Genomic DNA, 13733 nt, shown 5'->3' on the forward strand with positions numbered 1-13733 from the left:
CGAGTTGTATGCATAAAATTTGTATTTTTTCACTTGTTTTATTTTGTGGTTTTATGTCAAATGCACAAGTAACTCAGGCAGTTCAGGATACCGTAAAAACCGGATTTTCTATAGGGAAGGTACAGTTAAAAAATCCTCAAAGTGTCCTTTCGGCATATACCTATGATCCTGTAACTGACAGGTACATCTATACAAATTCCGTGGATGGTTTTTCTATTAATTACCCTATTATTTTAACACCAAAAGAGTATGAAAATCTTGTTTTGAAGGAATCCATGCGGGATTATTTCAAGAAAAAAGTAGACGCTATTGACGGAAAAAAGGAAGGAAGTGAAATTGCTAAAAGAGATTTATTACCTCGATATTATGTAAAATCAGGGCTTTTTGAATCTGTTTTTGGTAGCAATACCATTGATGTAAAACCTACCGGATCTGTTGAAATGGATTTAGGAATGCGGTATACCAAACAAGACAATCCCTCATTTTCCCCGAGAAACAGGACTACTACTTCATTTGATTTTGATCAAAGAATTAGCATGAGTTTGATGGGAAAGGTAGGGACTCGGCTCAATGTAAATGTAAATTATGATACGCAGTCAACATTTGCTTTTCAAAACCTGATCAAGCTGGAATATGCACCATCAGAGGACGATATTATTCAAAAAATAGAAGTGGGTAATGTCAGCATGCCATTGAATAGTTCCTTGATCCGGGGAGCACAAAGTCTATTTGGTGTAAAAACACAATTACAGTTTGGGAAAACAACAGTCACTGGTATTTTTTCGGAACAAAAATCGCAGACTAAAAGTTTAATCGCTCAAGGTGGAGGCACAATTGAAGATTTTGAGATGTTTGCCTTAGATTATGATAGTGACAGGCATTTTTTCTTATCCCAATATTTTAGAAACAGGTATGATAAATCCCTGGCAAATTATCCTTTTATTGACAGTAGAGTTCAGATCTCCCGAATCGAAATTTGGGTAACCAATAAGCAAAACCGTGTCACGACCACGAATAATAACCTTAGAAATATTATTGCACTTCAGGATTTAGGGGAAGGACAATTATCGGGTTTGGCAGACAACGAAGTAGTTGTTTTAGATCCATCAACAGGTATTTTTAATAATCCCTTAGATTCTCCTGCTGACAATTCAAATAATGATTATGATCCGGCACAAATTACTACAGGAGGAGGTTTGCTGAATCCCAATATACGTGAAATTGTAACGGCAAACTCCGGTTTTAATGTGACAGTAAGTGAAGCACAGGATTATTCTAAACTAGAAAATGCTCGAAAACTGAATCCAAATGAATATACTTTTAATTCACAATTAGGATATATTTCATTGCAACAACGACTGGCAAATGATGAGGTTCTGGCAGTGGCGTATCAATATACCATAGGCGATCAGGTCTATCAAGTGGGGGAATTTGGTAATGATGGAGTAGATGCAACGGTGGTTACGGGGAATGGTTCCTCAAATCAAGCGGTTATCTCGCAAAGTTTGATATTGAAAATGCTGAAAAGTAATTTGACTAACGTTAGAAACCCTATTTGGAACCTGATGATGAAAAATATCTATCAGATTCAAGGGGGCTATCAATTGAAACAAGAAGATTTCAGATTTAATATTCTCTACACGGATCCTTCGCCTCTAAACTATATTACGGAAGTATCCGGAAGTCCTTTTCCGGATGCTAACAATAAAAATGAAATTCCTCCAAAAGATTATACTGTTACCAGCACACCATTGTTGAAAGTCTTTAATTTAGACAAATTAAATTTCAATAATGATCCGCAAGCCGGAGGTGATGGTTTTTTTGACTTTATGCCAGGGCTGACTATAGATGCTCAAAACGGAAGAATTATTTTTACCACAAAAGAACCGTTTGGAGAATTATTGTTTTCTAAATTAGCAAACCCCGCTTTAATAGAAAATTATAACAATGTAAGTTCTTATAATGAGAATCAGAAAAAATATGTGTTCCGCAATATGTACCGCAACACCCAATCAGGGGCTTTGCAGGATAGTGAGAAAAATAAGTTCTTATTAAGAGGGAAATACAAATCTACAGGTGGTGATGGAATACCAATTGGCGCTTTTAATGTTCCTAGAGGTTCTGTTGTAGTGACCGCAGCAGGAAGGGTTCTGGTAGAAGGAATTGACTACAGTGTCAATTATCAATTGGGTCGCGTACAGATTTTAGATGCTTCACTTCAAGCCTCTAATACGCCTATTGAGGTGTCATTGGAAAACAACTCTGTTTTTGGCCAGCAAACCAGGCGGTTTATGGGTGTAAATGTAGAGCATAAAATTGCTGATAATTTTGTGGTTGGAGCCACTTTTTTGAAAATGAGCGAAAGGCCATTTACTCAAAAATCGAGTTTTGGACAGGAATCGGTCAACAATACTATTTTTGGATTTAATACTAATTTTTCAACCGAAGTGCCATTCTTGACTCGATTGGTAAATAAATTACCCAATCTGGATACGGATGTGACTTCTAATCTTTCTATACGAGGCGAAGTTGCTTTCTTGAAACCGGATTCGCCTAAAGCAGATCAATTTCAGGGTGAATCTACGATTTATGTAGATGATTTTGAAGGAACTCAATCTACTATTGATATGCGAAGCCCATATTCTTGGAGTCTTGCATCAACCCCAGAAAAAAACACAACTAGTGCGTATGATTTTAATGCCAGTGCCAATGACTTAAGTTACGGGTTTAAAAGAGCCAAATTATCATGGTATTCTATAGATCCGATATTTTATACACAAAAACCATCCGGTGTTTCTAATGAAGACCTTTCCTTCAATACCACCAGAAGAATTTTTAGTCAGGAATTGTATCCCCTGACAGATATCGCTCAAGGACAATCACAAGTGATAAACACATTAGATTTAAGTTATTATCCTTCAGAACGGGGGCCATATAACAACAGCCTAAATGTTGGTGCAAATGCCAAAGACAATTTTGGTGGAATCATGCGAGCATTAAATTCGACTAATTTCGAACAAGGAAATGTGGAATACATCCAGTTTTGGATTTTAGATCCGTATGTAGGAAATGGTCAGGCAGCACAAACAAATACGGGTAAAATATACTTCAACTTAGGAGAGATATCAGAGGATGTCCTGAAAGATGGAAGAAAACAATATGAAAACGGATTAGGACCGGATCAGATAGTGGCAAATCCACAGCCAATATGGGGCGATGTCCCGGCTTCTCAATCATTGATTTATGCTTTTGACACAAATGTTGATAATAGAAAAAATCAAGACATTGGTTTAGATGGTTTGTCTAATGCTAATGAAGGATCAGTATATACTAATTTTGCTTCTGAGCTGGATCCAGCGGCAGATGACTATACTTTTTACTTGAATGCATCAGGCGGCATTATTGATCGATACAAAATGTACAACGGTACTGATGGCAACTCAACAGTAGATATCAATGATCCTAACAGAGGGTCTACCACTCTTCCTGATGTCGAGGATATCAATAAGGATAATACGATGAATACCATTAATGCGTATTATGAATACAGCATTACTGTCCAGCCCAATATGGCCGTGGGACAAAATTACATTACGGATATTAGAAATACGCAAGTGACCTTGCCCGATGGTTCAAATACAGAGGCCCGATGGCTGCAGTTTAAAATTCCGGTTTCGCAACCTGAAAACACAATAGGAAATATTTCCGATTTTAGATCTATTCGTTTCATGAGAATGTTTATGACCGGTTTTGAAGATCAAGTAACGGTTCGTTTTGGAGCCTTGGATTTAGTTCGAGGAGAATGGAGGCGCTATACCAATACCCTTGATTTTAATGATACTAACATAGACGATGACAATACTAATTTAGATGTTTTAGCCGTAAATGTTCAGGAAAACAACCAAAGATGTCCTGTTAATTACATTACTCCACCGGGCGTAACGCGTGAACAACTGTTTAATAACAACACGGTAATTAATCAAAACGAACAATCATTAGCCTTGCGGGTATCCGGAAACGGACTGGAACCATTAGACTCCAGAGCCGTTTTTAAAAACGTTAGTATTGATATGCGCCAATTCAAGAAATTAAAAATGTTTTTGCATGCAGAATCTTTACCAAACGAAATTGCACTTCAAGAAAATCAAATGGTAGGTTTCATTCGTTTTGGAAATGATTTTACCCAGAATTTTTACCAAATTGAAATTCCTTTAAAAGTCACCACGCCATCATCAGCATCTAATTCTGATTGCTCACCTTTGAGTGCCGAAACAGTTTGGCCCGCAGAGAATGAAATTGATTTGTCACTTGCTTTATTAACGCAATTGAAGATTCTGGCTATGAGTATCGATCCTGCCACACTGCCATTAGATGGGATTTATTATCAAAATGAAGATGAATTGGATTCCTCCCTGGGCAATAAAATAAATAAATTAAGAATAGGAGTTAAGGGGAATCCTAATTTTGGGTTAGTGCGAACCTTAATGGTTGGGGTAAAAAACAATGATGCCCGCAACGATATTAAAGGAGAAGTTTGGTTTAATGAACTTCGCCTGGCCGATATGGATAACAAAGGCGGAATGGCCGCAGTGTTGAATATTGATTCAAATTTAGCTGATTTCGCCACTGTTTCAGCTTCCGGTAGAAAAAGCACTATTGGTTTTGGAGCATTGGAACAAGGCCCAAATGAAAGAAGCAGAGAAGATACGCAACAGTATACTATTGTTGCTAATGTGAATTTAGGAAAATTACTGCCTCCAAAATGGCAGATTAACCTGCCTTTTAATTACGCTATAGGCGAAGAAACAATAACGCCGGAATACGATCCTTTTAATCAAGATATAAAACTAAAACAGTTACTGGATAAAACCACGGATCAAAATCAAAGAGATAATATTGCCAGTAGAGCTATTGATTATACAAAACGCAAAAGCATAAACTTTATCGGGGTTAGAAAAGAACGTGGTCCGGAACAAAAACAGCATGTTTACGACCCGGAAAACTTTACTTTTTCGCAATCTTTTAATGAAGTAGAAAGACATGATTTTGAAATCGAAGATTATGTGGATCAACAGGTAAACTCTTCTGTAGATTATGCGTACACATTTCAGCCTAAATCAGTGGAGCCGTTCAAGAAAACTAAGTTCATGAAAAACAGTAATTATTGGAAGTTACTGAGTGATTTTAATTTTAATTATTTGCCTTCAAATATTTCGTTTAACAGCAATATTATTAGACAATACAACCGTCAGCAATTCAGACAGGTTGAGGTAGAAGGCATAGGACTTGATCCGTTGTATCGCAGAAATTTTGCTTTTAATTACCAATATGGATTTAATTATAATTTGACAAAATCACTGAAATTAAACTATACCGCTTCATCCAGCAATATTGTAAAAAGCTATTTGAACGAGAATAATGAGCCTATTGATACGTTTACAATTTGGGATAGTTATTGGGACATGGGAGATCCAAATCAACACATGCAACAACTGGTTTTGAATTATGAAATTCCAATTAATAAAATTCCGTTGTTCAGTTTTGTAAGAGCAACGTATTCTTATACCGGTGATTACAGCTGGCAGCGTACTTCTAATGCTTTGTCAGAAATACAAATTGAAGGCGCTAATTATAATCTGGGAAATACCGTTCAAAATGCAAATTCCAATAATTTGAATGCAACATTCAATATGGATTTGTTGTATAAATATTTAGGACTTGCCAAAAACAGTACTAAGACAGTACCTAAACCTAGAATGACTGCTCCAAAACCGGGAGAAAAAATAGTAAATAGGAATGCAAACCAAGCTCCAAAAAACAATCCATTTGTAGATGGTTTGATTGGGATGTTGACTAGTGTCAAAAACATTCAGATGACCTATACACACAATAGCGGTACCGTTTTGCCGGGATACACACCAAGCGTGGGGTTTCTGGGTTCTTCAAGACCATCGTTAGGATTTATTTTTGGAAGTCAGGATGATGTTCGCTTTGAAGCAGCAAAAAATGGATGGCTGACCAATTATCCGGATTTCAACCAAAATTTTTCCCGAGTGACAAATAAATTATTTAAAGCTACAGCAAATGTAGATTTACTGCCGGATTTAAAAATTGATTTGACTTTAGACCGGGCCTACTCTGAAAATTTTTCGGAACAATATGACGTTACCGATGGCGTTTATAACGCAAGATCTCCCTACACTGCCGGGATTTTCTCGATATCGACCGTTCTGATAAAAACTTCCTTTTCGGGTAGTGATGAAAATATATCAGCTGCATTTGATGACTTTAGATCAAACAGGCTTACTGTGGCAAATCGACTGGCAACACAGCGCGGCATCGACATTAATAATCCGAGTAACCTGGATCCGGAAGGATTCCCTTTGGGTTATGGAAAAAATAATCAGGCCGTATTGTTACCAGCGTTTTTAGCTGCTTATTCCGGGGGAGATGCTTCCGCTGTTTCGCTGGGAATTTTTAGAAATTTTCCAATCCCAAACTGGGCTGTGAAATATAATGGACTGATGCGTTATGAAGTTTTTAAAAAGAATTTCAAACGATTCTCCCTGCAGCATAATTACAGGGCTTCATATACGATAAATGCATTCAGATCAAATTTTGAATACGATAAAACACCCGACGGAACTGATGCAAGTGGTAATTTTTTTAATCAAACCATCATGTCTAATATCAATTTAGTAGAGCAATTTAATCCGTTGTTGCGAATGGATTTTGAACTGAAAAGTTCCTTGAAAGTATTGGCCGAAATCAAAAAAGACAGAGCGTTATCCATGAGTTTTGATAATAATTTATTGACCGAAGTCAAAGGAATTGAATATGTGGTTGGGCTAGGCTACCGTTTCAAAGATGTTATTTTTTCTTCCAGACTCGCAGATAATCCCACAGGAATAATAAAAAGCGATATTAATTTGAAAGCAGATTTGTCCTATCGGAACAATCAAACCATTGTAAGGTACTTGGATTATAACAACAATCAGCTGGCAGGCGGTCAAAATTTGTGGTCACTTACCGTAAAAGCTGATTATTCCTTTAGTAAAAACCTTACGGCTATTTTCTATTACGATCATTCTTTTTCTAAAGCAGTAATCTCGACTTCTTTTCCACTGACAAATGTTCGTTCCGGGTTTACACTTCGGTATAATTTTGGGAATTAATTTTCTTTAAATCTAAACCAGATTTGAATTGAGATTGCTACATTTGTCACATAAAATTCAAATTATCATTTAATAATTATCAATTACAATAATATGAACATACCAGCAAATTTAAAGTACACAAATGATCACGAATGGGTAAGCCTTGAAGGGGATATTGCAACAGTAGGAATCACTGATTTTGCGCAAAAAGAATTAGGGGATATCGTGTATGTTGAGGTGGAAACTTTAGATCAGACTTTAGAGAAAGATGAGGTTTTTGGGACTGTGGAAGCGGTTAAAACGGTTTCTGATTTGTTTCTTCCTCTCTCAGGAGAAATTATCGCTTTTAATGACGCACTAGAGAACACTCCGGAAAGTGTAAACTCAGATCCTTATGGCGCCGGATGGATGGTAAAAATTAAAGTAACTAATGTTGCTGAATTTGATTCGCTTCTTTCGAGTGATTCGTATAAAGAAATTATTGGTGCATAAGCAACTATTTTTGTGGGCAGCTATTGTATGGGCTGGAATTATTGCCTTTTTTTGTTTAATACAATTGAACAATGTCCCTCTTGGGAATGTGTCAAATATAGATAAATATGTCCATGCTTTTTTTCATTTTGTACTAACGTCATTTTGTTATTTGTTTTTAAAAAAACAGATAAGCAGTTCGAATAGTTTAAAACCGTTAGTGTTTTCTTTTTTGTTTTCCTTTTTTTTTGGAATAGTAATCGAGATTTCACAAGAGTTGTTTACCCTTTCCAGACATGCAGACATATATGATGTTTCAGCAAATACATCCGGAGCGGTGCTGGCAGTAGCAATCGCGGTGCTGTTTAAGAAATAAAAACATAAAGATAAAGTCCCACTTCTTGTGGGATTTTATGTTTTAGGCACTAGAAGAGTTGCGGTTTTACGGAACAGGATTTTTACTATTTTTAAGGTAGTGAAAGTATCAGTTGTAGTATCAAAAATAATTAAATTGTACGATCTAGCACTAAGCTCATGTGCATATAAAATGTATTTTTGTCAGTCAGAGTTCACTATAATTATGAAATCAAAATCGCTATGGATATCAAGCAATATTTAGACTCAACCTATTTGAAAACTGCGGTACAAGCGGGTCTCAGTCATGAAGAAAATACGCTTGTGGCTCAGGGATTTATTCAGGAAGCCATTGAGGAACGCTTTAAACTCATTATGATACGTCCCGAGATGGTTCCTTTAGCTAGAAAAATGATTCTTTCGGCACATTCAAATCTGGAAATAGGAACTGTAATTGATTTTCCGCAGGGCAAATCTTCAATTGAACAGAAGTTGATTGAGGCCGGACAGGCTATAGATAATGGGGCTGATGATCTGGATTTTGTTTGTAATTATGAAGCCTTCAAAAATGGTGAAATTGACTTGGTCAAAGATGAAATTCTAAAGTGCACGCAATTGGGATTGGCCAAAAAGAAAGTTGTAAAGTGGATTATTGAAGTTGCAGCGCTCAATGATAAAGAAATCATCCAATTATCAAGTTTGATTAAAAATGTTATTGTTTCTAATTTTCAGCAAGAGTTGTTCGCTACGATTTTTGTGAAGTCTTCAACCGGATTTTATAAAACGGAAAATAATCTGCCCAATGGCGCTACGATTCCTGCTATAAAAATGATGCTCGAAAATGCGTCGCCTTTACCGGTAAAAGCTGCCGGAGGAGTGCGGACGTATGAGGAAGCTGTTGAAATGATCCGATTAGGCGTAAGACGAATAGGAACTTCGGGAGCTAAAATGATTGCTAACGGTCAAAATTCACACAATGAATATTAGATTTATAAAGGAAATTGAGGTAAAAAAAACAGTGTTTGTAATGCTTTTGTTCCTGTCTTCTTTCTATACAAACGCTCAGCAGATTAATAGTTTACTGCAAGAGTCAGGAAATTCAGCCGAACGATTTCCTGTTTTTCCAGATTGTGTAAACTTGCAATCCAAAACATTAGAAACGTGTTTCTATAATCAGGTTCAGGATTTTGTTTTTCAAAACTTTGAAATTCCAGAGCACCTAGTCCAAAATGATTTTCAAGGAGCGGTAAAAGTGCTCTTTGAAGTAGATAATACGGGGGTATTTAAAGTGATTTATGTAGATGCCATAGCGCAAGACCTGATAAAGGAAACCAAAAGAGTTTTTGCAAAATTGCCTAAAATTCAACCCTCAACCTACAACGGCAACCCCACCTATAATAAGTTTACAATGACGATTGCAATTCCTTTAAAAAACAGGGAAGAAGTTGTTGCTGAAGCTTTGGCGAAAGCCGAATTCCTGCCTAGTAGCAATAAAAAGGTAACAGAACTGGATAGCATCGTGTATAAAAAATTTAATAACCCTGAATTTGATAGCCATTTGAATGTGCCCTTTTCACACAGTTATTATGCGCAATTTGATGCTTCGTTAAATCAAGTGGGGAGCAATAATCATACGGCATCAAAACCATATACATACACGGAGGTGTCAAAATATTATGACTTAAAAGGAGCCAATGAAAAGCTGAAAAAGAATGTTTCCGGCTGGTGGGCCAGAAAACTATGGAATGAGAGTACAGTTGCAATTCAAGGGGAAGGCTATTGGTTTACAGTTAATCCTATTTTTGACCTGCAGCTTGGGAAGGCTACCCAAACGGAGGCTTCTTATACTTATGTAAATACACGGGGGATAAATTTTCGTGGTGGTATAGGAAAACAACTCAATTTTACCACAACCATTTTTGAAAGTCAGGGTCGTTTTGCGGATTATTACAATCGGTATGCTGAGTCAATCAAACCGGATGGAGGTAATCCTGCGATTATTCCGGGAATCGGAATTGCAAAAGATTTCAAAACGGATTCGTATGATTTTCCTTTGGCCGAAGCCAATTTGACTTTTGCGCCCAGCAAACATATTGATATGCAATTGGGTTACGGAAGAAATTTTATTGGGGATGGTTATCGCTCTTTGTTAGAAAGTGATGGCGCCAGTCCCTATCCTTATTTTAAATTGAATACTAATTTTTGGAAAATAAAATATACCAATACTTATATGTGGCTTAAAGACGTTCGCCCGGACGCTACGCTGGAAAGAACCTACGCTACGAAGTTTATGGCCAACCATTATTTGAGTTGGAATGTTTCGAACAGGCTGAATCTAGGTTTCTTCGAATCTGTGATTTGGACAAATACCAATGAGAGAGGATTTGACATGAGTTTTGTGAATCCCATAATTTTTTATCGTGCGGTCGAATTTGCTTCGTCAGCAAGAACCGGAAATGCGCTTTTAGGATTGACTTATAAATACAAATGGAGCAACCAGATTAACTTATACGGACAGTTTGTTCTCGATAAATTTTCGCTTGGTGATGTAAAAAAACGGGATAACAGCTGGAAAAATAAATACGGATACCAACTTGGAATTAAATATTTTGATGCTTTCAAAGTAGATAATTTACTATTGCAGTTAGAGTACAATCATGTTCGTCCGTATGTATATTCTCATAGTGCTCCAATCACAAATTATGGACATAATAATCAAAGTATAGGACATCAGTGGGGCGGAAATTTTAAGGAATTTATTGCAATTGCCCGATACCACAAAGGAAGGTGTTTTGCTGACGCAAAAGTTACTATGGGAACTCGAGGCCTGGATTTTGGTACAACAGAAGATGTTTTTAATTATGGAGGAAATATTTACAAGGATTATGATGAAAACAGGCCGTTTGACAGTGGTGTAAAAGTGGGTCAAGGAAATAAAACAGCTGTTTTTATTGCGGACTTTCAAGGGGGATATTTAGTCAATCCGGCAACCAACCTAAAGTTTTTTGGAAGCTATATTTACAGGAGTTTCGACCCTTCAAAAAATACGGCAACAACTTTCAATCAGAGCACTAATTGGCTAACTTTAGGATTAAGAGCTGATATTTTTAACTGGTATTTTGACTATTAGTTTTCATTTTCATTTTAAAAAAGTTTTTTATGAATTGTTTTTTGTCAAATCCCTTTTGATACCCTACTTTTGCAAAAGTTTTTACAAAGCAAATCATCTTTAGCATTGAGCACAACACAAAGTACCCTTTCATTAAAATCTATTTATATCGATTTCCGCGAAATCACTAAGGCTCGTTTAGCCGTTAGTGTCGTATTTTCATCTATTGCAGGATTTATGCTTGGGATTTATGATTTGCACTCTTTAGATTGGGCGGTGTTGTTCAAATTAGCTGTAGGCGGGTATTGTATGGTGGGCGCTTCGAATGTCTTTAATCAGGTAATTGAAAAAGATTTAGATGCTTTGATGGACAGGACCAAAAATCGTCCGGTTCCAACGGGAAGAATGTCTCAACGCACTGCATTGCTGGTAGCAAGTTTGCTTACCGTTATAGGAATTGCGATGCTTTATACGATCAACCCGAAGACGGCCATGTTTGGTGCTATTTCCATATTTTTATACACAAGTGTTTATACGCCATTAAAAACAATGACTTCATTGTCCGTTTTTGTGGGGGCATTTCCGGGTGCAATTCCTTTTATGTTGGGGTGGGTAGCGGCAACGGGAGAATTTGGAATAGAGGCAGGAACCTTGTTTTTGATTCAGTTTTTTTGGCAATTTCCACATTTTTGGGCTATTGGTTGGTTTCTATACGAAGATTATGAAAAAGCAGGGTTCTTTATGTTACCAACGGGAAAGAAAGACAAAGGAACCGCTTTGCAGGTTATTCTGTATACAGTGTGGCTTATTTTGGCTTCCTTATTGCCGGTTTTAGGGTATACGGGACGTTTTTTTATCACGCCAATTGCAGCAATTGTTGTATTTTTACTGGGTATTTGGATGCTTTTTTATGCCGTTCGATTGTATAAATTACGAACCGCAAAAGCGGCTAAAACTTTGATGTTAGTTAGTGTAGCCTATATTACTTTGTTACAATTAGTCTATATATTTGATAAATTTTTAAGATAAATTATGGAAATGATAATGACAGCAGCCGAGCAAAAATCAAGAACGGCAAGATCCTATAAATTGATTTTGTTGTTTGCTATGGTGAGTATGACTATGATGTTTGCAGGACTAACGAGTGCTTTTGTAGTGAGTAAATCAAGAGCTGACTGGTTGAAGAATTTTCAATTGCCAATTGCTTTTTACTATAGCACTGCGGCAATTATAGGGTGTAGTGTGACTTTTTACCTAGCCAAAAAAGCGATTCAAAAAGACAATCAAACACAAACTACAATGTTTCTTTTAGCTACTTTAGCATTAGGAATATTGTTTGTTTTTTTGCAGTTTGCAGGTTTTGGAGAAATAGTCGAAAGCGGGTATTATTTCACGGGAAGTGGAAGCTCAATAACGACTACTTTTTTATATGTTGTAACGGTTGTGCACCTGATTCACCTTGCTGGTGGTGTGATTTCACTACTAATTATAATTTATAATCATTTTAAACAAAAATACAATTCATCTCAAACCCTTGGTATAGAACTAGGTGCAATGTACTGGCACTTTTTGGATCTATTATGGGTTTATTTGTTTTTGTTTTTATATTTCTTTAAATAAGAAAAAAACGTAAATTTGGGAACTTTTTAACGAATAATTTTTATGGAAGCGACAGTTACTACTGCAAATAGTGAAGAGAAAACTTGGGGAGGCGGCAATGAGCCAATGAGGGCAAGTTATGGCAAATTGATGATGTGGTTTTTTATCGTATCGGATGCTTTAACGTTCTCTGGATTTTTAGCCGCGTATGGTTTTTCTAGATTTAAATTTATTGAGACATGGCCGTTGGCTGATGAAGTGTTTACACACTTTCCATTTATGCATGGGGTATCTGCTCCGATGTATTATGTAGCATTAATGACTTTTATTTTGATCTTTTCATCTGTGACTATGGTTTTGGCCGTTGACGCAGGGCATCAAATGAAAAAAAACAAAGTAATCCTTTATATGTTTTTGACTATTATTGGAGGTTTGATTTTCGTAGGGTCTCAAGCTTGGGAATGGAAAAATTTCATCAAAGGCGAATACGGCGCTATCGAAACAAAAGGCGGTAGTTTGCTTCAGTTTGTTGATAAAGACGGAAATCGTGTAGCTTTGGCTGATTTTGCTGCCAATCTGCACGAAGAAAGAGAGCAATTGACTCCAAATAAAGCCAAATGGTTTATGAGTGAGCCATCATTACCTTCCTATTCTGTAGCCGAGGTTCAAGCCGGTTTCAAAGCACATCCTGAACTTTTGATTCGAACAGAAGTGATGACCGCAACCAAACAGAAAACAATTCTTTCTAGAGAAGAATCCGTATCTAGATTGGGTCAGGCACATTATGTTGTGGAAGGCGCAAATCTGGTCAGAAATGAATATGGAAGTAAATTATTTGCTGATTTCTTTTTCTTTATTACCGGTTTTCACGGTTTTCACGTTATTTCAGGAATAATAATTAATATTATTATATTTTTTAATGTATTAATTGGAACCTATGAAAAAAGAGGTAGCTACGAAATGGTAGAAAAAGTGGGGCTCTATTGGCATTTTGTCGATTTAGTTTGGGTGTTTGTATTCACCGTTTTCTATCTTGTTTAATT

At 36.6% G+C, this 13733-nt stretch carries 8 protein-coding genes; all 8 read left to right on the top strand.

What is annotated here, in order from left to right:
• Nucleotides 1–8 precede the first annotated feature (8 nt).
• The 8 genes from sprA (at nucleotide 9) to EKL97_RS02745 (ending at nucleotide 13731) form a co-directional block, all read left to right on the top strand.
• On the top strand, nucleotides 9–7175 hold the full coding sequence (sprA, locus tag EKL97_RS02710; RefSeq protein ID WP_126568021.1) for a cell surface protein SprA: 7167 nt from the start codon (nucleotides 9–11) through the stop codon (nucleotides 7173–7175).
• Nucleotides 7176–7268: 93 nt separating this feature from the next.
• On the top strand, nucleotides 7269–7649 hold the full coding sequence (gene gcvH / locus EKL97_RS02715) for a glycine cleavage system protein GcvH (RefSeq protein ID WP_126568022.1): 381 nt from the start codon (nucleotides 7269–7271) through the stop codon (nucleotides 7647–7649).
• A complete protein-coding gene (locus tag EKL97_RS16065) occupies nucleotides 7588–8004 on the top strand; it encodes a VanZ family protein (RefSeq protein ID WP_126454173.1) in 417 nt (138 codons plus the stop codon). Before gcvH ends, EKL97_RS16065 begins: the two co-directional genes overlap by 62 nt.
• 221 nt (nucleotides 8005–8225) lie before the next feature.
• Nucleotides 8226–8969: a deoxyribose-phosphate aldolase gene (gene deoC, locus EKL97_RS02725; RefSeq protein WP_126554899.1), complete on the top strand. Its 744-nt coding sequence runs from the start codon at nucleotides 8226–8228 to the stop codon at nucleotides 8967–8969.
• On the top strand, nucleotides 8959–11112 hold the full coding sequence (locus EKL97_RS02730) for a gliding motility protein RemB (RefSeq protein WP_126568024.1): 2154 nt from the start codon (nucleotides 8959–8961) through the stop codon (nucleotides 11110–11112). The genes deoC and EKL97_RS02730 overlap by 11 nt, the downstream gene beginning before the upstream one ends.
• Nucleotides 11113–11217: 105 nt before the next feature.
• The gene (gene cyoE / locus EKL97_RS02735) at nucleotides 11218–12120 is read left to right on the top strand and encodes a heme o synthase (RefSeq protein ID WP_126554776.1); all 903 of its coding nucleotides are present in this window, start codon (nucleotides 11218–11220) and stop codon (nucleotides 12118–12120) included.
• 3 nt (nucleotides 12121–12123) lie between these two features.
• The gene (locus EKL97_RS02740; protein ID WP_126458492.1) at nucleotides 12124–12711 is read left to right on the top strand and encodes a heme-copper oxidase subunit III; all 588 of its coding nucleotides are present in this window, start codon (nucleotides 12124–12126) and stop codon (nucleotides 12709–12711) included.
• Between the two features lie 42 nt (nucleotides 12712–12753).
• Nucleotides 12754–13731, top strand: coding sequence for a cytochrome c oxidase subunit 3 (locus EKL97_RS02745; protein WP_126458495.1), 978 nt, complete (start codon nucleotides 12754–12756; stop codon nucleotides 13729–13731).
• The last annotated feature ends 2 nt before the right edge of the window (nucleotides 13732–13733 follow it).

This window comes from Flavobacterium sp. LS1P28 (genome assembly GCF_003970335.1).
Lineage (GTDB): Bacteria > Bacteroidota > Bacteroidia > Flavobacteriales > Flavobacteriaceae > Flavobacterium.